Genomic DNA, 21,156 nt, shown 5'->3' with positions numbered 1-21,156 from the left:
GGCCCGGGGACGACGTCCCCGGGCCCGCCCGTGCGTCCGCGTGCCCCGGCCGGTGCCCGCATTTGCGAGGATGGCCCGATGACCGCCGAGCCCCGCCGCACGCCACGGACGACGCGCGCCCGCATGACCGCGACCGAGCGGCGTGCGCAGCTGCTCGACGTGAGCCGCCGGCTGTTCGCCGAGAAGGGCTTCGAGGGCACGTCGGTCGAGGAGATCGCCGCCCGCGCCGAGGTGTCCAAGCCGGTCGTCTACGAGCACTTCGGGGGCAAGGAGGGGATCTACGCCGTCGTCATCGACCGGGAGATCCAGGCGCTGACCAGCGCGCTCACCGGCGCGCTCGACGGCGGCGGCCACCCGAAGGTGCTCGTCGAGAGGTCCGCCCTCGCGCTGCTCGGCTACATCGAGGAGTCCGAGGACGGGTTCCGGATCCTGGTGCGCGACTCCCCGGTCGCGCAGGCGACGGGGACGTTCTCCAGCCTGATCGGCGACGTGGCGACCCAGGTCGAGCACCTGCTCGCGAACGAGTTCAAGCGGCGCCACCTCGACCCGCGGACCGCCCCCATCTACGCGCAGATGCTGGTCGGCATGGTCGCGCTCACCGGCCAGTACTGGCTCGACGCCCGCAGCCCGAAGAAGGCGGACGTCGCCGCGGCGCTCGTGAACCTGGCCTGGAACGGGCTGTCCGGCCTGGAGCGCCGGCCCCGGCTGACCAGCGCGCCCGAGGCCGGGAAGCGGTCCGTGCCGGCGCCGCGGGAGGGCACGTCCGGCGGCGACGCGCCGGCGACGCCCGAGGTCTGAGGGCGCCGTGCCCGAGGTGCCCGCGGCGACGCCGACCACGTCCCCGCCGGCCGCGTCCCGCCGCGCGGCGTCGCCCGTCGGCCCCGGCACCGCGACCGTCCGTCGGGGGGACGTGGTGGCGGCGGCGGTCACGCTCGCGCTCGGCGTCGCCGGGCTGCTCGCGCTGCCGGCGCTCGCGGCGATGGAGCCCGCCGACCCGGACCCGGTGCCGACGGCGGGCACGCCCGGCTGGTGGCTCGTCCTCGTCGCCCTGGCCGCGCAGGCCGGCGCGGTGGTCGTCGCGCGGGTGGCGCCGCGCCGCGCCCTGGTCGCCGTCACGGGTGTCCCGCTCCTCGCCGCGCTCGCCGGCGGCGGGCCCGCGGTGGCGGCGTCCGGGCTGCTCACGCTCGCCGTCGTGGTCGTCGTCTACCGCGCCGGCGTCACCGCCCCGCTCGCCCGCACCCGCGGGGCGCTCGCGCTGGCGGTCGTGCTGCTCGCGGTCGCGTCCGGCGTCGCCGGGGTCGAGGCGGCCGACGCGCCCGGGACGGCGCTCGTCGCGCTGGCGGCGACCGCGCAGGCGGTCGCCGTGGTCGCGCTCGGGCTGGTGCCGGCCCTGGTCGTGTCGTCGCGCCGGGCGGTGCGGGCGGCGCAGGAGGGGGAGCTGCGCGCGCTGGCCGGCGAGCAGGAGGCCCGGGTCCGCACGGCGCTGGCGGAGCAGCGGACCGCGATGGCCCGCGAGCTGCACGACCTCGCGGCGCACCACCTGTCCGGGATCGCGCTGATGGCGTCGGCGATCGACCGGCAGATCACGACCGACCCCGAGGCCGCGCGCGCCGGCGTGCGGGAGGTGCGCGAGCAGAGCCGGGTGGTGCTGGCCGACCTGCGCCGGCTGGTCGGGCTGCTGCGGGAGGACGACGGCGCGGAGACGTCGGCGCTCACGCTCGCAGCGGTGCCGGACCTGGTGGCCGCCGCGCCCGGCGCCCCCGGCGACGTGACGCTGGACGTGCTGCGCAGGGACGGGCCGGACGGGGCGGACGGCGCCGTGCTCGGCGCGCGCGTCGGGCCGCTCGCCCAGCTCGCCGGGTACCGGATCGTGCAGGAGGCGCTCGCGAACGTCCGGACGCACGCGCCCGGGGCGGCCTGCCGGGTGACGCTGGACGACCGGGGCGCCGACGCCGTCGTGCTGACGGTGCGCAACGGCGTGCCCACCGGGGACGTCCCCGCCGGCGACGTCCCCGCACGCGACCCCGCGCACCCCGGGTACGGGCTGCGCGGGATGCGGGAGCGCGCGGAACTGGTGGGCGCCGACCTGCGGCACGGCCCGACGCCCGACGGCGGCTGGGAGGTCCGGCTCGTGCTGCCGCGCGAGCCCCTGACGGAGGGAGGCGCCCCGTGATCCGGGTGCTCATCGCCGACGACCAGCCCCTGGTGCGCGCCGGCCTGTCCGCGCTGCTCGCCGCCGAGCCCGACCTCGAGGTCGTGGGCGTCGCGGCCGACGGCGACGAGGCGGTCGCGCTGGCCCGCACCGCCGAGCCCGACGTGGCGGTGCTCGACATCCGGATGCCCGGCCGGGACGGGATCAGCGTCGCGCGCGAGCTCTGCGGGCCGGAGGCGGAGCGGCCGGTGCCGGTCCTCGTGCTGACGACGTTCGACCTCGACGACTACGTGTTCGGCGCGCTCGAGGCGGGCGCGTCCGGGTTCCTGCTCAAGGACGCCGAGCCGGAGGAGATCGTCCGGGCGGTCCGGCACGTCGCCGCGGGGCGCGGGACGCTCGACCAGGCGCTGACCCACCGGGTGCTGCGCGAGTTCGCGGACCGGCGGCGGCTGCAGCCGGTGACGGTGCAGCGCGGGGCGGACGTGCTGACCGCCCGGGAGCAGGACATCCTCCGGCTGCTCGCGCAGGGGATGTCGAACGAGGAGATCGCCGCGGAGCTCGTCGTCGAGGTGTCGACGGTGAAGTCCCACCTCGCCCGGATGATGCCGAAGCTCGGGGTGCGGTCCCGGCTGCAGGCGGTCGTGTGGGCGTACCAGAACCGGGTGGTCACGGTCCCCGACGAGGGGTGAGCGGCCCGGCGCGGTCGGCCGGGCGGGGGAGCGGTTGCGTCGAAGGATGCAGGCCCGCGGGTTCCGTCGCAGGCGGCTGGAGGGCGGGGGTGCCGGATTCCTAGCGTCGAGGGGACGCAGGAAACCCCAGACGAGGAGACCGGCCATGAGCGCCACCGCACCCACCCCGACCAGCCCCGCGAGCCCGCCGCGCACCGCGTCGGAGCCCGCCGTGCTGCTGGACCGGGTCCACCGCACCTACCCCAACGGCCGCGGCACGGTCGCGGCGCTCGCGGGCGTCTCCCTGGCGCTCGCACCCGGCTCGTTCACCGCGGTCATGGGGCCGTCGGGGTCCGGGAAGTCGACGCTGCTGAACGTGTCCGCGGGCCTGGACCGCCCGTCGAGCGGGCGGGTCGTGGTCGGCGGGTCCGACCTGACGGCGATGTCGCCCGACGCGGTGACCCGGCTGCGCCGGGACCGGATCGGCTTCGTGTTCCAGGCGTACAACCTGGTGGGCCACCTCACCGTGGCCGAGAACATCGCGCTGCCCCTGCTGCTCGGCGGCCGGGAGCCCGACGCCCACCTGCGCCGCTACCTGATGGCGGCCGTGGGTCTCGAGGGCATGGACGACCGGCTGCCCGGCGAGCTGTCCGGCGGGCAGGCGCAGCGCGTCGCGATCGCCCGCGCGCTGATCACCCGGCCCGCGGTGGTCTTCGCCGACGAGCCGACCGGCGCGCTCGACTCGCACACCGGCGGCCAGGTGCTGGAGGTGCTGCGCTCGACCGCGCAGACCCTCCAGCAGACGCTGGTGCTGGTGACGCACGACGCGCAGGTCGCCGCCGCGGCGGACCGGGTGCTGTTCCTGGCCGACGGCCTGATCGCCGGCCACCTCGACGCGCCGACGACCGAGCAGGTCACGGCCCGCATGATCGAGCTGGGCCGATGAGCGCCGTCGGGGCCATGGCCCGGTCCGCCGTCCGCGTGCACCTCGGCAGCCTGGCCGGCAGCGCGCTGGTCGTGGCGCTCGCGGCCGCGCTGCTCACCGCGACGGGCGTCTGGGTGGAGGCCGGGGCCCGGCTCGCCGCCGGGGCGTCCGACGACCCCGCTGCGTCGATGCTGCTCGCCGTGGCGTCGTCGTTCGCCGGGACCGCGGTGCTCATCGCGCTGCTGGTGGTGGCGTCGACCTTCGCCGGGGCGCTGCGGCCGCGGGCGCGGGAGTTCGCGCTGCTGCGGGCGGTCGGCGCGACGACCGGCCAGGTCCGGCAGCTGGTCACCGCCGAGGTGCTGCTGGTGTTCGCGGTCGCCGCGCCGCTCGGCGCGCTGCCGGGGCTGCTGCTCGCCCCGCTGCTGTCCGACGTGCTGGTCGCGGGCGGGGTGGTGCCCGCCGGGTACGCGCCCACGCTGTCGCCGTGGCCGGTGCTCGGCGCGCTGGCGCTGCTGGTGCCGACGGCGCTGCTCGGTGCGCGGCTGGCGGGCCGGGAGAGCGCGCGCCTGAGCCCGGCGAGCGCCGTGCAGCAGGCCGCGGTCGAGCCCCGGGGCATCCCGCGGGCGCGCGCCGTGACGGCCGCCGTCCTGGTCGCCGCGGGGCTGGTCGCCGCGCTGGTGCCGTTCGCCCTGCCCGGGATCGCGGGCGCCGCCGCCGCGACGACCTCGGCGATCGTGCTGCTGATCGCCGCCGCGCTCGTCGGGCCGCTGCTCGTCCGGTGGGGCGCGGAGCGCGGGCTGCGGCTCACCCGCGGGTCCCGCGCCGTGCCGACGCTGGCGCTGACCAACGCCCGCGGGTTCTCCCGCCGGCTCACCGGGGCGGTCCTGCCGCTCGCGCTGCTGCTCGCGCTCGGCACCGTGCAGTCCGGGGCGAACGCGGCGCTCGTCGACGCGGCCGAGCAGCAGGTGCGCGACGGGGTGGTGTCGGACGTCGTGGCGCAGGACCCCGGGTCCGCCGGGGTGCCGGAGGCGGCGGCGACCGAGGTCGCGGCGCTGCCGGGCGTCGCGGCCGCGGGCGTCACCGCCGGCGTGCCCGCGCAGGTCCGGGTCGACGCGGAGGACGAGGACCTGCCGTTCCTCGACGGGCTGTCCTGGGAGCCGACCACGCTCCGCACGGTCCCGGCCGAGACCACCCTGCTCGACCCCGACGTGCGGTCCGGCTCGCTCGACGACCTCGGCCGGGACGGGACGATCGCCGTGAGCAGCGAGGCCGCGCTCGGCAGCACCGGGCTGGGGAAGCCGGTCGAGGTGCGGGTCGGCGGCGAGTCCGTGGAGCTGACCGTGGTCGCCGTCTACGAGCGGGGGCTCGGCCTGGGCGACTACCTCGTCGGCTCCGGGTCGGCCGTCGCCGCGGGGGCCGAGGGCGGCGTGCTGCTCGTCCGGGCCGACGACCCGGCCGCCGCCGGGGACGTGCGTGCCGCCGTCGCGGCGACCGGGCTCGACGTCACCGACCCCGCCGGGTACGCCGCGTCCGTGCGGGACGCGGCCGCGGGGGAGCAGGGGCTGTCGACCGCCCTGCTCCTGGCGCTGCTGGCGTTCGTCGCGGTGGCCGCCGGGACCACGCTGGTCGGGCTGGTCGGGACCCGGCGGGCGGAGCTCGCGCTGCTGCGCCGCACGGGCGCGACGCGGGCGCAGCTGATCCGGATGGTGGCGGCTGAGTCCGCGCTGATCACCGGCACGGCCGTCGCGGTGGGGCTGGCCGCGGTGCTGCCCGCGCTGCTCGGCGTCGGGCAGGGGCTGCTCGGGGTGCCGGTGCCGGTGCTCGACCCGGTGGTGCTGGGCGGGCTGCTGGCGGTCGTGGCGCTGATCGGGCTGACGCTGCCGGTGGCGGCGGCGGTCCGCGCGACGCGGCCGTCGGCCGGGGGGCTGGCGGCCCGGGCGGGGTGAGGCCCCGCACGCGCACCGGTTCGCCTACGGTTTCCGGCCCCGCCACCGCCGATCGTGGTGGGCGGGGCCGGAAACCGTAGGCCGCGCTCCGACCCGCCACCGGCCGGCCGGCCCGCCGGGCGCCCGTCACACGGTCGCCGAGAGCACCGCCTCCAGGGAGTCCGGGGCCAGCAGCGTGTCGATCGCGATCAGCGCCAGCCCCGTCACCCCCGCGAGCTCGCCCAGGTCCGACGGCCCGACCACCAGGTCGCGCGTCGCCAGCGGCAGGGTCTGCTGGTACATCCGCTCCCGGATGCCGGACAGCAGCACCTCGCCGCACTGCGCCAGCTGCCCCGACAGCGCGATCCGCCGCGGGTTCAGCACGCTGACCAGGCCGGCCACCGACTCGCCGATCGCCCGGCCCGCCGCCCGCACCAGCCGCACGGCCTCCATGTCGCCCTGCTGGACCAGCGCCACGACGTCGCCGGTGCGCCGCACGTCCCGCCCGAGGTCCGCGAGCTGCCGGACCAGCGCCCAGCCCGCGGCGTAGGTCTCGAGGCAGTCGAGGTTGCCGCAGTGGCAGGGGCGCGGCTCGGGGTCGGTGTGCAGGGCGCGGGTGTGCCCCACGTCGCCGGCCGCGCCCTTGTCCCCGCGCACGATGCTGCCGTTGAACACCAGGCCCGCGCCGATGCCGGTGCCGACCTTGAGCCCGATGAGGTTGTCCGCGCCGGTGAGCCGCGCCTCCGCGACGGCCCGCGCGTTGACGTCGTTCTCGACCACGACCGGGCCCCGGTACCGGGGCCGGAACGCGGCGGCGATGTCGAAGCCGTCCCAGCCGGTCATGATCGGCGGGTTCACCACCCGGTGCGCCGCGAACTCCACCGGCCCGGGGACGCCGACCGCGACCGCCCAGACGTCGTCCGGCGAGGCGAGCTCGTCGAAGCCCTCCTGCACCATGGCCAGCACCTTCTCCGGGCCGGCCCACACCTCGACGTCCCGGGACAGGTCCGCGACGGGGCGGCCGGCGAGGTCGCAGACGGCCAGCGTGAAACCCATCGCGCCGATGTCGGCGGCGAGCACCCGGGCGCGGTCGGCGGCGAACTCGAACCGGCTGGACGGCCGGCCGCCGCTGGACTCCGCGCCGCCGATCTCCCGGATCAGGCCGGCGCGCTCGAGCGAGCCGAGGCGCTGGTTCACCGTCGACCGGGACAGCCCGGTCTGGTCGATGACCTCCATGCGGCTCAGCGCGCCGAGCGTGCGGAACAGGTCCAGCACGTCGGCCGTGTGGCCGGTCACCTGCGGCATCGGCTCGCCTCCTGGGTGCACGTCGGGTCGGGACCCACGTTACCGCGAACTCTGCCGAGAAGTGGCCGGACTTTTGGGTTGACGTCAATCAAAAGGGGTCGTAGTTTCGGAGTTACGGGCACACGGTGGTGCCCCTGGAGGCCAAGGATCGCCATGTCCCACGCACCCTCGAAGTCCCGGACCGCACTCGTCGCCGCCGCGGCCGCCGCGACCGTCGCCCTCGCGCTGGCCGCCTGCTCGGACAGCGGGAGCTCCGGCGGCGGCTCGACCACCGCGTCCGGCGGTGGCGGCGACAAGATCGCCGCCGTCATCAAGGGCCTCGACAACCCGTTCTTCCAGGCCATGCAGCAGGGCATCGAGGAGACCGCGCAGACCGACGGCGTCGACGTGACCGTGCAGGCCGCGGCCGACATCGGCGACACCACCGGCCAGGCGGACAAGCTCTCCGCCCTCGCCGGCCAGGACTTCGGCTGCTTCGTCGTCAACCCGATCAGCGGCACCAACCTGGTCCAGGCGCTCGCCCCTGTCGGCGCCGCCGGCACCCCCGTCGTCAACATCGACAACCCGATCGACGCCGACGCCGCCTCGGCCGCGAACCTCGACATCGCCACCTACATCGGCACCGACAACGAGGCCGCGGGCGGCAAGGCCGGCGACTTCGTGGTGAGCAAGGTCGCCGCCGGCTCGAAGGTCGCCATCATCGGCGGCGTCTCGGGCGACGTGACCAGCGCCGCGCGCGTCGACGGCTTCAAGGCCGCCGTGGGCGACACGGTCGACGTGGTCCAGGAGGAGGCCGCCGACTGGAAGCGCGACGTGGCCCTCACCAAGGCGACCGACATCATCGCCGCGAACCCCGACATCACGGCCTTCTTCGCCGCGAACGACGACATGGGCCTCGGCATCGTCAAGGCCGTCGAGAACGCCGGCCGCACCGGCGAGATCACCGTGGTGAGCGTCGACGGCAACCAGGACGCGCTGCAGTCCGTGCTCGACGGCGGGCTGAGCGCCACCGTGGCGCAGTACCCCTACGCGATCGGCTCGCTCGGCGTCCAGGCCTGCGAGGTCGCGACCGCGGGCACCGACCTGCCCGCCGACATCGAGTCGCCCACGGCCCTCGTGGACGCGAGCACCGCGCAGCAGGCGCTCGACGCGTTCCCGCAGCCGTTCCAGGAGTTCGACAACCCCCTGACCGACCTCCTGCCCTGATCCGCGCGGGGCGGCGCCGACTCCCTGCACCGCGCCGCCCCGCGCGCTCCACCCCCGCAGCCCGCCCGTCCCGCGCCGCCGCCCGCGGCGCCGACCGGAGAGAGCCCTCGTGACCACCACCGCAACGCCGACGACGTCGGCACCCCCGCCCACGCGCCGCGCGGTCAGCGCGCTCGCCGAGGCGCGGCACCTGAGCTTCTGGGCGGAGAACGCCGCCCCGATCGGCCTGGTCGTCCTGGTCGTCGTGTTCAGCATCCTCAGCCCGACGTTCCTCACCCTCGGCAACATCCAGGCGATGCTGGTCGCCGGCGCGATCCTGGTGATCCTCGCCGTCGCCCAGTCGTTCGTCATCACGACCGGCGGCATCGACCTGTCGATCTCGGCGACCATGACGATCGGCGCGGTCGGCTTCGGCCTCGCGTTCCAGGCCGGGCTGTCGTTCTGGCCCGCCGCCGTCGTGGGCGTGCTGTCGGCGACCGTCATCGGCGTTGCGAACGGCCTGCTGATCGCGAAGGGCAAGGTCACCGACTTCATCGCGACGCTCGGCACGCTGGGCGTGGCCACCGGCGCCGCGCTCATCCTCACGGACGGCAAGCCGATCAGCGTGTTCAGCCCGGAGCTGCTCCGGCTCACCACCGGGAAGATCGGCTTCGTCGGCTACCCGTTCATCGTGGCGCTGGTCGTCGGCGTGCTGGCCTGGGTGGTCATGTTCCGCACCCGGTACGGGCTGCACGTGCAGGCGGTCGGCGGCAGCGAGGAGGCGTCGGTCGCCAACGGCGTCAAGGCGCCGCGGGTCCGGATCGCCGTGTACGTCTGGGCGGCCGCGCTGGCCGGCATGGCGTCCCTGCTCCTGGTCGCGCGGATCGGCGCGGCCGAGCCGGCGATCAACACGAACTACCTGCTCAACTCGATCGCCGCGGTCGTCCTGGGCGGGGTCAGCCTGTCCGGCGGGCGAGCCAAGATCGTCGGCCCGGTCCTCGGCGCGCTGCTGCTCACCGCCCTGACCAACGGGCTCACGCTGCTCGCCGTCTCGCAGTTCTACCAGCCGCTCGCCGTGGGACTCGTCGTCGTCCTCGCGGCCCTGCTCACGAGGTTCCAGAAGCGATGACCACCACCGTGCCCGCGACCGACCAGGGCGTCGACCTGGTCCTGACCGCGGAGAACATCACCAAGTCGTTCGGCGGCGTGCACGCCCTCAAGGGCGCGTCGATCACGATGCGCCGCGGCGAGGTCACCGCGCTCATCGGCGACAACGGCGCCGGCAAGTCCACCCTGGTGCGCTGCCTGTCGGGCATCCACCGGCCGGACGGCGGCACCATCACCCTCGGCGGCGAGCGGGTCCAGCTGGACTCGCCGCTCGCCGCCCGGGCGCACGGCATCGAGACCGTGCAGCAGAACCTCGCGCTCGTCGAGGACCTGACCGTCTGGCAGAACTTCTTCGTCGGGCGGGAGATCACCAAGGGCGTCGGCCCGGTCCGGTTCCTCGACCGCGCGGCCATGCGGACCAAGGCCGAGGCGCTGCTCGGCGGGCTCGCCGTCAACGTCCCGCCGGTGACCTCGCGCGTGCGCCGCCTGTCCGGCGGGCAGCGGCAGGCGGTCGCGATCGCCCGCGCCGCGGGCTGGGGCAGCTCGATCGTCATCATGGACGAGCCGACCGCGGCCCTCGGCGTGCAGGAGACCGCCCGCGTGGAGGCGGTGATCCGCAAGCTCCAGGACTCGGGCGTCGCGGTGCTGCTCATCAGCCACAACTTCGACCAGGTCCTGCGGCTCGCCCAGCACGTGTGGGTGATGCGCGCCGGCCTGGCGGTCGCCGAGCGGCGCGCGGACCAGACCTCGGGCGACGAGCTCGTCGCGCTGATCACCGGGGCGAAGGCCGCGTGAGCGCGGCGGGCGGGGGCGGGCTGCCGCCCCTCGGGGTGCACGCCGGGCTCTGGGGCTTCGGCTGGGCGCCGCAGCAGGCGGACCGCACGATCGGGGCCGCGGCGCGGGCGGGGTACGACCTGATCGAGGTCCCCGCCGTCGACCGGGTGCTGCTCGACTGGCGGGACACCGCCGCGGCGCTCGACCGGCACGGGATCGCCCCGGCGGTGTCGCTCGCGCTCGGCCCGGACGACGACCTCACCTCGCCGGACCCGGCCGTGGTCGCCCGCGGCCGGCACCGGCTCGGCGAGGCCGTCGCGTTCGCGGCCGCGATCGGGTCGACCTACGTCGGCGGCGTGACGCACTCGGCGATGCGCCGGTACCTCGAGCCGCCGACCGCCGCGGGTCGCGCGAGCGCCGTCGCCATCCTGCGCGACGTCGCCCTCGAGGCGGCCGGGCACAGGGTGACCCTCGGCGTCGAGTACGTGAACCGGTACGAGTCGAACCTGCTCAACACCGCCGCCCAGGCGCTCGCGTTCGTCGAGGACGTCGGCGCGGACAACGTCGTCGTGCACCTCGACACGTTCCACGCCGCGCTGGAGGAGACCGACGTCGTCGCCCCGGTCGCGGTGGCCGGGCACCGGCTCGGCTACGTGCACGCCTCCGAGAACCACCGGGGCGCGCTCGGCACCGGGACGGTCGACTGGCCCCGGCTGCTGCGGGCGCTGCTCGCCGCCGGGTACACCGGTCCGATCACCGTCGAGTCGTTCGCGCGCGACGTCGTCGGGCCCGCCTCGGCCGTCGACATCGGGCTGTGGCGGGCGCAGTGGACCGACCCCGACGAGGTCGCGGAGGCCTCGGTCCGGTTCCTGCGCGCCCAGCTCGCCGCCGCCGCGCTGTCGCTCGCCGCCCCGGCGCCCGTGCCGGCCTGACCCCACCGACCACCCACCACCCACTGCGAACGGAACCGCCATGACCAACCTGCTCGGCGTCCACGCCCTCGTCTTCGCCGGCGGCACCTCGCCCGCGGAGATGACCCAGATCATCCGGCAGACCCGCGAGGCCGGCTACGACCTCCTCGAGCTGTCGCTGCACGACTCCCCGGCGCTGGACGTCGTGGCCGCGCGCGCGGACCTCGAGGCCGCCGGCCTCGGCATCGTCTGCTCCCGCGGCCTCGCCTTCGACGCCGACGTGTCCAGCGACGACCCCGCGGTCGTCGAGCGGGGCGCGGCGCTGCTGCAGGACTCGCTGCGGATCACGCACGAGCTCGGCGGGACCCACTTCACCGGGGCGCTGTACAGCGCGCTCGGCAAGTACGGCCGGCCGCTGTCGACGGCGGGCCGGGCCAACGTCGTCGCCACCCTCACCGACCTCGCCGCCGAGGCCGCGGGGCGGGGGATGACGCTCGGCCTGGAGATCTGCAACCGGTACGAGACCAACGTGATCAACACGGCCGCCGACGCGCTGCGGCTGGCCGACGACATCGGCCAGGACAACGTGCTGATCCACCTCGACACGTACCACATGAACATCGAGGAGTCCGACCTCGTGCGGCCGGTGCTGCTGGTCGGCGACCGGCTCGGCTACGTGCACATCGGGGAGAACCACCGCGGCTACCTGGGCAGCGGGCACCTCGACCTCACCGGGTTCTTCCACGCGCTCGCGGCCGTCGACTACACCGGGCCGATCACGTTCGAGTCGTTCTCCTCCGCGGTGGTCTCGCCGACGCTGTCGAACGACCTGGCGATCTGGCGGAACCTGTGGAGCGACGGCCCGGCGCTGGCGGCGCACGCGCACCGGCACATGACGAGCCTGCTCGAGGCGAACCGTGCCGCCTGAGGGGGCGGGGGCCGCGGTCGCGGACCTCGGGGCGCTCGCGGCCCGCGTGCGCGAGCTCGCCGACCGCACCGGCCGGCGGGTCGTCGTCGGCATCGCGGGCAGCCCCGGGGCCGGCAAGACGACGCTCGCGCTCCGGCTCGTGGCGGCGCTCGGCCCGGACGCGGTGCACCTGCCGATGGACGGGTTCCACCTGGCCAACGACACCCTCGACCGGCTCGGCCGGCACGACCGCAAGGGCGCGCTGGACACCTTCGACGGCTGGGGGTTCCTCGCCCTGCTGCGCCGGGTGCACGCCGAGACCGACCACCCCGTGTACGTGCCGAGCTTCCGGCGGGAGGTCGACGAGCCGGTCGCGGCCGAGCTCGCGGTCGAGCCGCACCACGCGGTCGTCGTGGTCGAGGGGAACTACCTGCTGGTCGACGAGGGCCCGTGGGCGCAGGTCCGGGACGCGCTGGACGACGCGTGGTTCTGCGCGACGCCCGGCGGCGAGCGGGAGCGGCGCCTGGTGGACCGGCACACCCGGCACGGGCGGACGGTCGAGGCCGCGACGGCGTGGGCCACGGAGGTCGACGGACGGAACGCGGTCCTCATCGAGTCGACGCGCGACCGGGCGGACCTGGTGGTCTCGGGCGAGCTCGTCGCCGGGTGACGCGGCCGGGCGCTCAGTCCGCGGTGGTCCCCGCCGATGGGGGTGGACGACAGCACCGCCGCTAGCCCGAGGAGACGCACCGCATGTCCACCGCCACCGTGCCGCACGACAAGGCCGACCAGCTGGAGAAGGTCCAGGCCGGTCTCATCCAGGGCGAGCAGGTCTACGCCGTCTACGACTGCACCGGCGCGGGCACGGGGTTCGTCGGGATCACGAACCTGCGCGTGATCCTGCAGGACAAGTCGTTCGTCGGCGGCAAGAGCGCCGTCACCTCGCTGCCGATCCGGTCGATCACCTCGGTGTCGTTCGTGTCGGACAAGTCGATGTTCGGGAAGTTCGCGTCGTCCGCGACGCTCGCCATCACCGCGGGCTCGACGGTGCACGAGGCGACGTTCCGCGGCGACGACAAGGCGCGGCACGTGCACGACACGGTGCTCTGGCTCATCGCCTCGGGCGGGCGTTGACGGCCCGGGCCGAGCGGCTCACGCGGCCCCGGCGCCCGACCCCGGGTGGACGGGCCCCGGGGCCCGATCCGGCCGCAGGGGGACGACGGCGCGGTGCGGTGCGCGGTCGGATGGGACCGTGAGCACCGCCGTCCCCGCCCCGCACGCCGTCCCGTCCCGGCCGGAGCCCGCCTCCGTGGCGGGCCGCCCCCGCCTCCTCGGCCTCCCGGCGCCCGCCGCGCTCGCCGCCGCCGTCGGCGCCGGGCTGGGGGTCGGGGCGCTGACCTCGTTCGGCCAGACCCTGCTCGGCAGCACCTGGTTCGCCGGGCTGGCCAACGCCGTGAGCCCCTGGCTCGTGGCGTCGTTCCTCGTGGGCGCCCTGGCCCGGCGCGGGTGGGTCGCGGCGCTCGCGGGTCTGGTGGCGTGCGTGGGCCAGGTCGCCGGCTACTACCTGGTGGCCGACCTGCGCGGCTTCGCGGTCGGAGCGTCGTCCGTCGCGGTGTGGGCGGTGTCGGGCGTCGTCGGCGGGCCGGTGTTCGGCTGGGCCGGGCGGCTCTGGCGGACGGCGACGGGGACGTGGCGCGGCCTGGGCCCGGCGCTGCTCGCGGGGTGCTGGCTGGCCGAGGCGGTCGTGACGTGCGCGGTCGTGCTGCGGTACGGCGACGACGCGGTGGTGTTCGCGGCGGTCGCGGCCCTGCTGGTGCTGCTGCTCGGCCGGGTCGGCGGCCAGACCCGCGCGGTGCTGCGCTGGCTCCCGGCCGCGGCGGTCGTCGGCGCGTCCGGCTTCGCCGCGCTGCACCTGGCCCTCGGGTAAGCCGGATAGGCGGGCGCCCGGGGCGCGAGTGGATCCCTCGGGGCAGACACGCCCGGGCGTGTCCGTGCGAGTGGATCCATCCGCGGTGTCGCGGCGCCCCCCGGCGCACCCCCAGGAGGGCGTCGGGAGGAGCCGCCGGGCGGGCCTGCGTAGGAGCCCGCCCGGCGGGGTCGGTCAGGCCTCGCCGAGGAGGACCCGCGCCACGTCGGCGTCCAGCCCGGCGCGGACCGCGGCCCGGGCGGACTCCGCGTCCGGCGCGGCCAGCGCGGCCGCCGCCAGCGTCCGGCAGGCGTCCAGCGTCAGCGAGCGCAGCGCGTAGCGCGCCGCGGGCACCCGGCCCGCCGCCATCGACAGGCTGGTGATGCCGAGTCCGGCGAGCACGAGCGCCATCAGCGGGTCGGAGGCCGACTCGCCGCAGACGCCGACGGGCTTGCCGACGCGCACGCCCGCCGAGGCCGTCGCGGCGACGAGCGACAGCACGGCCGGCTGCCACGGGTCCAGCAGGTCGGCGAGCTCGCCGCGCAGCCGGTCGGCGGCCATCGTGTACTGCGCCAGGTCGTTGGTGCCCAGGGACACGAAGTCGACCTCGGCCAGGATCGCCTCGGCGAGCAGCGCGGCCGCGGGGACCTCGACCATGACACCGACCTTGACGATGCCCACCTCGCGCGCGGCGGACGCGAACGCGCGGGCCTCGGCGGGGGTCGCGATCATCGGGGCCATGACCCAGACGTCGGCCTGCCGGTCCGCGGGCAGCGCGTGGACGGCCGCGCCCAGCGCCTCGAGCTGCCGGGAGACGATGCCCGGCAGCGACCGGACCAGCCGGTAGCCCCGGACGCCGAGCGCCGGGTTCTCCTCGTCGGCCTGGGTGGCGAACGCCAGCGGCTTGTCGGCCCCCGCGTCGAGCGTGCGGATGACGACCTTGCGGCCCGCGTACGCCTCGACGACCTTCGCGTACGCGGCGGTCTGGTCGGCGACGGCGGGCTCGGCGCGCGCGTCGAGGAACAGCACCTCGGTGCGGAACAGGCCCACGCCCTCGGTGCGCGGCGCGGCCGAGCGGGCGTCGTCGGGGGTGCCGACGTTGGCGAGCAGCGGGACCGCGTGGCCGTCGGCGGTGGCGCCCGGGCCGGTGACGGCGGCCACGACGGCCTCGTCCTCGGCGCGGCGGGCGACGCGGTCGGCGGCCTCGGCGGACGGCGCCACCTCGACGGTGCCGGCCGCGGCGTCGACGAGGACCGGCGTGCCGGCGGGCAGGGCGGTGGCGCCCGCGACCCGGACCACGCACGGCAGGCCCAGCTGGCCGGCGACGATCGCGGTGTGGCTGGTCGGGCCGCCGAGCTCGGTGACGATCGCGGCGACCTTCGACAGGTCGAGCGCCGCGGTGTCGGCGGGGGACAGGTCGTCCGCGACCACGACGGCCGGGGCGTCCAGCGTCGCCAGGCCGGGCTCCGGCACGCCGAGCAGCCGGGCGACGGCGCGGTGCCGGACGCTGCGCAGGTCGGTGGCCCGCTCGGCGAGGTCGCCGCCGGCGGCGGTGAACACGGCGGCGAAGCCCTCGACGGCCTGGTCCAGCGCGGTGGCCGGGCCGGTGCCGGCGTGCACCAGCCGGGCGGCCTCGGCGGCGAGCGCGGGGTCGCCGGCCATGGTGGCGGCGGCCTCGAGCATGTTCTGCAGGTCGGCGTTGCCGGTCGCGGCGGACCGGGCGCGCAGGTCGTCGCCGACCTCGGCGAGCACCGCGCGCAGGCGGGCCTCGGCGGCGGCCGGGTCGGCGGGCGCGGGCTCGTCGGCCGGGATCGCGGGCGGGGCGGCGACCCGGGCGACGGGGGCCAGCGCGACGCCGCGCCCCACGCCGATCCCGGCGAGCACGGTGCCGGCGGCAGGAGCCCCCGCGGGGGCCGCGTCGACGGTGGTCACGCCTGCTCCACCAGGTCCAGGTCGCTCTCCAGCAGGGCGGCCAGCTCGTCGAGCAGCGCCTCGGCGTCGTCGGCGGTGGAGCTCAGCTCGACCGCGTCGCCGTGCTGCAGGCGCAGGCCCATCACCGACAGGATGCTCGAGGCGTCCACGCCGGGCTCGCCCTCGCGGCCGATCAGGACGGGGTGGCCGCCCTCGGCGGCCTTGCGCGTGACCAGCGACGCCGGACGGGCGTGCAGGCCGGTGGCGGTGGCGACTCGTGCTCGACGTCGAGGCATGGGGGACTTCCCTTCTCGTCGCGCCGCCCTGCGTCGGACGGCGCGCCAGGGCAACAAAAAAGACCTGAGGCGTCCGACGCTCGCCGGTGCCTCAGGTCTTGCCTGAACCGCTCAGTAACAACCCTGGTGGCGTCAGTTGTACGGGGGCGGCGGGCGCGGCGTCAAACGCCCGGGTCACCCCACGAAGATGCAGAACGGGTGGCCCGCCGGGTCCGCGAACACGTACAGCGGCTCGTCCGGGTCGTCCCGGCGGTCGAGCAGCACGCGCGCGCCCAGCGCCTCCGCCCGGTCCCGCTGGGCGTCCAGCGTCGCGCCGTCGGGCACCGTCATGTCCAGGTGCAGCTGCTGCGGGACCGCCGGCTCCGGCCACGTCGGGGGCGTGATCTCGGGCACCTTCTGGAACGCCAGCGGCCACAGCCCGTCGCCGCGCAGCACCAGCCAGTCGTCGCCCTGCGGGTCCGGCTCCCCGGGCGCGGGCGGCTCGTCCCCGGCGCGGTACTCCATGCCCAGCAGCGCCCGGTAGAACTCCGCGAGGCCCCGCGGATCGGTGGTGTCCAGCACCGTCTGCACGACCCGGGGCCGTGCGGCGCCGGGGGCGGTCGCGTCCGTCATGGCGGCTCTCCTCGCGGGACCGGCGGGCACCCGGCCGGCGCCCGCGCCGGTCCCATGATGGTGCCGCCGGGCCGGACCCGCGACGGCGGGCTCCCCGGCGGCGGTAGAGTGCGTCAGCGCACGACGTCCCCGCCCGGCTCGCCCCTAGGGTGCGCGGGCAGACCTCTCACAGGGAGCACCCACAGGTGACCACCCCCCGCCCCGCCGCGGTCATCGTCCTCGCCGCAGGCGAGGGAACGCGGATGCGATCCGCCACCCCCAAGGTCCTGCACACCCTCGCGGGCCGCTCCATGCTCGGGCACGCGCTCGCGGCCGCCCAGGCCCTCGAGCCGCGGCGCACCGCGGTCGTGGTCCGGCACGAGCGCGAGGCCGTCGCGGCGCACGCCCGCGAGGTCATGCCGCAGGTGCTGGTGGCCGACCAGGACGACGTCCCCGGGACCGGCCGCGCCGTGCAGTGCGCGCTGTCCGTGCTGGACGCCGCCGCGCAGGCCGAGGCCGCGTCGGCCGGCGACGGCCCGGGCGAGCCCGGCAGCGCCTCCGGCGTGCTCGTCGAGGGCCCGGTCGTGGTGCTGGCCGGCGACATCCCGCTGCTCGACGGCGAGACGCTCGGCGAGCTGCTCGCCGCGCACGCCGCCGACGGCAACGCGGTGACCGTGCTGACCACCGAGGTCGCGGACCCGACCGGCTACGGCCGCATCCTGCGCGCCGGCCCGGACGCCCCCGACGCCGGGGACGTGCTCGGGATCGTCGAGGAGAAGGACGCCACCGACGCCCAGCGCGCGGTCGCCGAGATCAACTCCTCGGTCTACGTCTTCGACGCCGCGGTGCTGCGCGGCGCGTTCGGCCGGCTCGGCCGCGACAACGCCCAGGGCGAGGTCTACCTGACCGACGTGCTGGCGATCGCCCGCGGCGACGGCGGCCGGGTGCGCGCGCTGCGCACCGACGACCCGGTGCTGGTCGAGGGCGTCAACGACCGCGCCCAGCTCGCCGTGCTCCGCGCCGAGCTCAACCGCCGGATCCTCGACGGCTGGATGCGCGCGGGCGTGACGGTCGTCGACCCGGCCACGACCTGGGTGGACGTCGACGTCGAGCTCGCGCAGGACGTGACGCTGCTCCCCGGGACCCAGCTGCTCGGCGCGACCTCGGTCGCCACCGGCGCCACCATCGGCCCGGACACCACGCTGCAGGACGTCGAGGTGCACGCCCGCGCCACGGTGGTCCGCACGCACGGCTCGCTGGCCGTCGTCGGCGAGGACGCCACGGTCGGGCCGTTCGCCTACCTGCGCCCCGGCACCGTGCTCGGCGAGCGCGGCAAGATCGGCACGTTCGTCGAGACCAAGAACGCCGAGATCGGCGCCGGGTCGAAGGTGCCGCACCTGTCCTACGTCGGCGACGCCACGATCGGCGTCGAGACGAACATCGGGGCCGCCTCGGTGTTCGTCAACTACGACGGCGTGCGCAAGCACCGCACCACGATCGGCTCCTACGCCCGGACCGGCTCGGACAACATGTTCGTCGCCCCGGTCGAGGTCGGCGACGGCGCGTACACCGGCGCCGGCAGCGTGATCCGGCACGACGTGCCCGCGGGCGCCCTCGCGGTCAGCGCCGGCGCCCAGCGCAACATCGAGGGCTGGGTCGCGCGGTCCCGCCCGGGCACCCCGGCCGCCGAGGCCGCCGCCCGCGCCCGCGGCGAGGACGCCGGGCTGTCGCCGCAGGCCCGCGCCGAGCGCGAGCGCGCCGGCCACGCCGGGGGCGCGGACTCCGGCGTGCACCGCACGCCACCCCCCACCCTGCCGGACCACCCGGCCCCGCTGCCCGACGCCCAGCCCAGCACGGAGGACACCGCACGATGACCGGGATCGTCTCGCAGGACGGTGAGAAGCGGCTCGTCCTGGTCTCGGGCCGCGCCCACCCCGAGCTCGCCGCCGCCGTGGCCAAGAGCCTCGACATCGACCTCCTGCCCACCACGGCGTACGACTTCGCGAACGGCGAGATCTACGTGCGGTTCGCCGAGTCGGTGCGCGGCGCGGACGTGTTCGTGCTGCAGAGCCACGCGGCGCCCATCAACCAGTGGCTGATGGAGCAGTTCCTCATGGTCGACGCGCTCAAGCGCGCCTCGGCCAAGACCATCACCGTGATCGCGCCGTTCTACGGCTACGCGCGGCAGGACAAGAAGCACCGCGGTCGCGAGCCGATCTCGGCCCGCCTCATGGCGGACCTGTTCAAGACCGCCGGCGCCGACCGCCTGATGAGCGTCGACCTGCACGCCGCGCAGATCCAGGGCTTCTTCGACGGGCCGGTGGACCACCTGTGGGCCATGCCGATCCTCACCGAGTACGTGCGGACCCGCGTCGACGTGCAGAACGTCACCGTCGTGTCCCCGGACGCCGGCCGCATCCGCGTCGCGGAGCTGTGGGCGCAGAAGCTCGGCGGCGGCCCGCTGGCGTTCGTGCACAAGTCGCGCGACATCCGGCAGCCGAACAAGACCGTCGCGAACCGCGTCGTCGGCGACGTCGAGGGCCGCACCTGCGTGCTCGTCGACGACCTCATCGACACGGCCGGCACGATCGCCGGCGCGGTGCGCGTGCTGCACGAGGCCGGCGCCAAGGACGTCATCGTCGCCGCGACCCACGGCGTGCTGTCCGACCCGGCGATCGACCGCCTGCAGCAGTCCGGCGCGCGCGAGGTCATCATCACCGACACGCTCCCCATCCCGGACGAGCGCCGGTTCGAGGGCCTCACGGTCCTGTCGATCGCGCCGCTCATCGCGCGGGCGATCCGCGAGGTGTTCGACGACGGCTCGGTGACCAGCCTGTTCGACGGCCAGTCCTGACCCGCGCGCGGCGCCCGTCGCCGCGCGCCCGCCCGAGGCCCGCTCGCCCCACGCCGGGGGAGCGGGCCTCGGCGCGTCCCGGGAGCGGACGACGACCACCGGGTGGTCGCCGGCCCGGTTTCGTGCGGGGCGCGGGCCCGGGTAGGATCGACCAGTTGCCTCGGCGAGGGATGTCGGACGGTCACCGGAGAGACCCGGGTCCATCCGGTCCGTGATCGACAGGGTGGAACGCCTCCGCGTGCCCGTCCAGCGCCCCGCGTCGAGGCCACCACCGCTCGCCATCGCCCTTCTCAGCGCCCCAGGAGTCACCGTGTCCGAGATCAAGCTCGCCGCCACCGCCCGCACCGAGTTCGGCAAGGGCGCCGCCCGCCGCCTGCGCCGCGCCCACCAGATCCCGGCCGTCCTGTACGGGCACGGCACCGAGCCGGTCCACGTCGCCCTCCCGGGCCACGAGACCATGCTCGCGGTCAAGGGCGCCGCGAACGCGCTGTTCGAGATCCAGCTCGACGGCAAGCCGGTCCTGGCCCTCGCCAAGGACGTCCAGCGCGACCCGGTCAAGAACATCATCGAGCACGTCGACCTGCTGATCGTCCGCCGTGGCGAGAAGGTCCAGGTCGAGGTCCCCGTCACCGTCGTCGGCGAGTCGGCCCCCGGCACCATCCACATCGTCGAGACCCAGACGCTGACCCTCGAGGCCGAGGCCACGCACCTGCCCGCCCACGTCGAGGTCTCGATCGAGGGCCTCGAGGCCGGCACCGCGCTCACCGCCGGCGCGCTGACCCTCCCGAAGGGCTCGGTCCTCGAGGGCGACGCCGAGCAGGTCGTCGTGACCGTCACGGTCCCGACCGTCTCCGCCGAGGACCGCGCCGCCGACGAGGCCGAGGCCGAGGCCGCCGAGGCCGCCGCGGAGTGATCCGCCCGGCGCGCCCCGCGCGCGCCGACCGCGTCGAGACGCCCGGTACCGTGACGGTGCCGGGCGTCCGGCGTTCCTGGAGACGGACGACGGAGGGAGTGGCGCCGCGATGAGCGACGTCTGGCTGGTGGTCGGACTGGGGAACCCCGGGCCGCAGTACGCCGGGAACCGGCACAACGTCGGGCAGATGGTGCTCGACGAGCTCGCGCGGCGCGGGCAGGCCTCGTTCGGGTCGAAGGGCGGCGTGCTGTCCCGGCGCCCGCAGGCCGCCACCGCCGAGGTGCGGATCGGCACCCTGCCCGGCGGCGCCCCGGGCCCCCGCGCGGTGCTGGCGAAGCCGACCACCTACATGAACACGTCCGGCGGCCCCGTCGCCGCCCTGGCCCGGTACTACGACGTGCCGCCCGAGCGCGTGATCATGGTGCACGACGAGCTCGACATCCCGTTCGGGGAGATCAAGCTCAAGATCGGCGGCGGCGAGGGCGGCCACAACGGCCTGCGCGACACCACCAAGGCGCTCGGCACCAAGGACTACCTGCGGGTGCGCGTCGGCGTCGGCCGGCCGCCGGGGCGGATGGACGCGGCGGACTTCGTGCTGCGCGACTTCGCCAAGCCGGAGCTCAAGGAGCTGCCGCTGCTGCTGGACGACGCGGCGGACGCGGTCGAGATGCTCGTCACCGAGGGCCTGGAGCGCGCGCAGCTCCGGTTCCACACCCGCACGGCGTAGCGCCGCCGAGGGCCACCGAGGCCGTCACCCCCGTCGGGGTGGCGGCCTCGCGCGCGTCCGGCGCGGCGCCCGCGCCGCGCCCGCCGCCCGCGCCCGCCC

At 76.3% G+C, this 21,156-nt stretch carries 21 protein-coding genes; 17 read left to right on the top strand and 4 right to left on the bottom strand.

Annotation, left to right across the window (positions count from 1 at the left end):
• Positions 1-123 precede the first annotated feature (123 nt).
• From AC3WUG_RS17210 to AC3WUG_RS17190, 5 genes are all read left to right on the top strand, one after another.
• Positions 124-798 (top strand): TetR/AcrR family transcriptional regulator, encoded by a 675-nt coding sequence (locus tag AC3WUG_RS17210; protein WP_492328780.1) that lies wholly within the window; start codon positions 124-126, stop codon positions 796-798.
• A gap of 7 nt (positions 799-805) precedes the next feature.
• On the top strand, positions 806-2,173 hold the full coding sequence (locus tag AC3WUG_RS17205; RefSeq protein ID WP_492328779.1) for a sensor histidine kinase: 1,368 nt from the start codon (positions 806-808) through the stop codon (positions 2,171-2,173).
• On the top strand, positions 2,170-2,841 hold the full coding sequence (locus AC3WUG_RS17200) for a response regulator (RefSeq protein WP_492328778.1): 672 nt from the start codon (positions 2,170-2,172) through the stop codon (positions 2,839-2,841). Before AC3WUG_RS17205 ends, AC3WUG_RS17200 begins: the two co-directional genes overlap by 4 nt.
• A 145-nt stretch (positions 2,842-2,986) precedes the next feature.
• Positions 2,987-3,766 carry an ABC transporter ATP-binding protein gene (locus AC3WUG_RS17195; protein WP_492328777.1) on the top strand — a complete coding sequence of 260 codons (780 nt, stop codon included), beginning with the start codon at positions 2,987-2,989 and terminating at the stop codon, positions 3,764-3,766.
• On the top strand, positions 3,763-5,691 hold the full coding sequence (locus AC3WUG_RS17190) for an FtsX-like permease family protein (protein ID WP_492328776.1): 1,929 nt from the start codon (positions 3,763-3,765) through the stop codon (positions 5,689-5,691). Before AC3WUG_RS17195 ends, AC3WUG_RS17190 begins: the two co-directional genes overlap by 4 nt.
• A 126-nt stretch (positions 5,692-5,817) precedes the next feature.
• Here the strand turns inward: AC3WUG_RS17190 and AC3WUG_RS17185 are convergent, their stop codons facing one another.
• Positions 5,818-6,975: an ROK family transcriptional regulator gene (locus AC3WUG_RS17185; RefSeq protein ID WP_492328775.1), complete on the bottom strand. Its 1,158-nt coding sequence runs from the start codon at positions 6,973-6,975 to the stop codon at positions 5,818-5,820.
• A 153-nt stretch (positions 6,976-7,128) separates the two neighbouring features.
• Here AC3WUG_RS17185 and AC3WUG_RS17180 point away from each other — a divergent pair, with 153 nt between their 5' ends.
• From AC3WUG_RS17180 to AC3WUG_RS17145, 8 genes are all read left to right on the top strand, one after another.
• Complete coding sequence (locus AC3WUG_RS17180; protein ID WP_492328774.1) at positions 7,129-8,181, top strand: substrate-binding domain-containing protein; 1,053 nt, start codon at positions 7,129-7,131, stop codon at positions 8,179-8,181.
• Between the two features lie 109 nt (positions 8,182-8,290).
• Positions 8,291-9,289: an ABC transporter permease gene (locus tag AC3WUG_RS17175; RefSeq protein ID WP_492328773.1), complete on the top strand. Its 999-nt coding sequence runs from the start codon at positions 8,291-8,293 to the stop codon at positions 9,287-9,289.
• Positions 9,286-10,062, top strand: coding sequence for an ATP-binding cassette domain-containing protein (locus AC3WUG_RS17170; protein ID WP_492328772.1), 777 nt, complete (start codon positions 9,286-9,288; stop codon positions 10,060-10,062). Before AC3WUG_RS17175 ends, AC3WUG_RS17170 begins: the two co-directional genes overlap by 4 nt.
• Positions 10,059-10,973: a sugar phosphate isomerase/epimerase family protein gene (locus AC3WUG_RS17165; protein WP_492328771.1), complete on the top strand. Its 915-nt coding sequence runs from the start codon at positions 10,059-10,061 to the stop codon at positions 10,971-10,973. Before AC3WUG_RS17170 ends, AC3WUG_RS17165 begins: the two co-directional genes overlap by 4 nt.
• A 40-nt stretch (positions 10,974-11,013) precedes the next feature.
• Positions 11,014-11,880, top strand: coding sequence for a sugar phosphate isomerase/epimerase family protein (locus AC3WUG_RS17160; RefSeq protein WP_492328770.1), 867 nt, complete (start codon positions 11,014-11,016; stop codon positions 11,878-11,880).
• Positions 11,870-12,529 carry a nucleoside/nucleotide kinase family protein gene (locus AC3WUG_RS17155; RefSeq protein ID WP_492328769.1) on the top strand — a complete coding sequence of 220 codons (660 nt, stop codon included), beginning with the start codon at positions 11,870-11,872 and terminating at the stop codon, positions 12,527-12,529. Before AC3WUG_RS17160 ends, AC3WUG_RS17155 begins: the two co-directional genes overlap by 11 nt.
• Positions 12,530-12,612: 83 nt before the next feature.
• Positions 12,613-12,993, top strand: coding sequence for a hypothetical protein (locus AC3WUG_RS17150; RefSeq protein ID WP_492328768.1), 381 nt, complete (start codon positions 12,613-12,615; stop codon positions 12,991-12,993).
• Positions 12,994-13,111: 118 nt separating this feature from the next.
• Positions 13,112-13,786, top strand: coding sequence for a DUF6518 family protein (locus tag AC3WUG_RS17145; protein WP_492328767.1), 675 nt, complete (start codon positions 13,112-13,114; stop codon positions 13,784-13,786).
• 174 nt (positions 13,787-13,960) lie between these two features.
• Here the strand turns inward: AC3WUG_RS17145 and ptsP are convergent, their stop codons facing one another.
• The 3 genes from ptsP to AC3WUG_RS17130 all read right to left on the bottom strand — a co-directional run bounded on the left by ptsP (position 13,961) and on the right by AC3WUG_RS17130 (position 16,584).
• A complete protein-coding gene (gene ptsP / locus AC3WUG_RS17140) occupies positions 13,961-15,697 on the bottom strand; it encodes a phosphoenolpyruvate--protein phosphotransferase (protein WP_492328766.1) in 1,737 nt (578 codons plus the stop codon).
• Positions 15,694-15,972: an HPr family phosphocarrier protein gene (locus tag AC3WUG_RS17135; protein ID WP_492328765.1), complete on the bottom strand. Its 279-nt coding sequence runs from the start codon at positions 15,970-15,972 to the stop codon at positions 15,694-15,696. Before AC3WUG_RS17135 ends, ptsP begins: the two co-directional genes overlap by 4 nt.
• Before the next feature lie 174 nt (positions 15,973-16,146).
• Positions 16,147-16,584, bottom strand: coding sequence for a VOC family protein (locus AC3WUG_RS17130; protein ID WP_492328764.1), 438 nt, complete (start codon positions 16,582-16,584; stop codon positions 16,147-16,149).
• A 185-nt stretch (positions 16,585-16,769) separates the two neighbouring features.
• On the opposite strand from AC3WUG_RS17130, the gene glmU reads away from it, so the two are divergent.
• The 4 genes from glmU (at position 16,770) to pth (ending at position 21,057) form a co-directional block, all read left to right on the top strand.
• Positions 16,770-18,437, top strand: a complete 1,668-nt coding sequence (gene glmU / locus AC3WUG_RS17125; protein ID WP_492328763.1) for a bifunctional UDP-N-acetylglucosamine diphosphorylase/glucosamine-1-phosphate N-acetyltransferase GlmU — start codon at positions 16,770-16,772, stop codon at positions 18,435-18,437.
• Positions 18,434-19,417 carry a ribose-phosphate diphosphokinase gene (locus tag AC3WUG_RS17120; RefSeq protein WP_492328762.1) on the top strand — a complete coding sequence of 328 codons (984 nt, stop codon included), beginning with the start codon at positions 18,434-18,436 and terminating at the stop codon, positions 19,415-19,417. The genes glmU and AC3WUG_RS17120 overlap by 4 nt, the downstream gene beginning before the upstream one ends.
• Before the next feature lie 310 nt (positions 19,418-19,727).
• Positions 19,728-20,330 (top strand): 50S ribosomal protein L25/general stress protein Ctc, encoded by a 603-nt coding sequence (locus tag AC3WUG_RS17115; RefSeq protein ID WP_492328761.1) that lies wholly within the window; start codon positions 19,728-19,730, stop codon positions 20,328-20,330.
• A 109-nt stretch (positions 20,331-20,439) separates the two neighbouring features.
• Positions 20,440-21,057 (top strand): aminoacyl-tRNA hydrolase, encoded by a 618-nt coding sequence (gene pth, locus AC3WUG_RS17110; protein ID WP_147795746.1) that lies wholly within the window; start codon positions 20,440-20,442, stop codon positions 21,055-21,057.
• Positions 21,058-21,156 lie beyond the last annotated feature (99 nt).

The organism is Cellulomonas sp. EB106-03-03-XG116, from assembly GCF_058792015.1.
Note: the sequence above shows the minus strand (reverse complement) of the source record. Positions and strands in the feature narration are given on the sequence as shown.

What these genes read in the sequence shown, in the direction of transcription:
- AC3WUG_RS17210 (WP_492328780.1), top strand. Translation starts at nt 124, where the DNA reads ATGACCGCGACCGAGCGGCGTGCGCAGCTGCTCGACGTGAGCCGCCGG.
- AC3WUG_RS17195 (WP_492328777.1), top strand. Translation starts at nt 2,987, where the DNA reads ATGAGCGCCACCGCACCCACCCCGACCAGCCCCGCGAGCCCGCCGCGC.
- AC3WUG_RS17190 (WP_492328776.1), top strand. Translation starts at nt 3,763, where the DNA reads ATGAGCGCCGTCGGGGCCATGGCCCGGTCCGCCGTCCGCGTGCACCTC.
- AC3WUG_RS17185 (WP_492328775.1), bottom strand. Translation starts at nt 6,975, where the DNA reads ATGCCGCAGGTGACCGGCCACACGGCCGACGTGCTGGACCTGTTCCGC.
- AC3WUG_RS17180 (WP_492328774.1), top strand. Translation starts at nt 7,129, where the DNA reads ATGTCCCACGCACCCTCGAAGTCCCGGACCGCACTCGTCGCCGCCGCG.
- AC3WUG_RS17170 (WP_492328772.1), top strand. Translation starts at nt 9,286, where the DNA reads ATGACCACCACCGTGCCCGCGACCGACCAGGGCGTCGACCTGGTCCTG.
- AC3WUG_RS17160 (WP_492328770.1), top strand. Translation starts at nt 11,014, where the DNA reads ATGACCAACCTGCTCGGCGTCCACGCCCTCGTCTTCGCCGGCGGCACC.
- AC3WUG_RS17150 (WP_492328768.1), top strand. Translation starts at nt 12,613, where the DNA reads ATGTCCACCGCCACCGTGCCGCACGACAAGGCCGACCAGCTGGAGAAG.
- AC3WUG_RS17135 (WP_492328765.1), bottom strand. Translation starts at nt 15,972, where the DNA reads ATGCCTCGACGTCGAGCACGAGTCGCCACCGCCACCGGCCTGCACGCC.
- AC3WUG_RS17130 (WP_492328764.1), bottom strand. Translation starts at nt 16,584, where the DNA reads ATGACGGACGCGACCGCCCCCGGCGCCGCACGGCCCCGGGTCGTGCAG.
- AC3WUG_RS17120 (WP_492328762.1), top strand. Translation starts at nt 18,434, where the DNA reads ATGACCGGGATCGTCTCGCAGGACGGTGAGAAGCGGCTCGTCCTGGTC.
- pth (WP_147795746.1), top strand. Translation starts at nt 20,440, where the DNA reads ATGAGCGACGTCTGGCTGGTGGTCGGACTGGGGAACCCCGGGCCGCAG.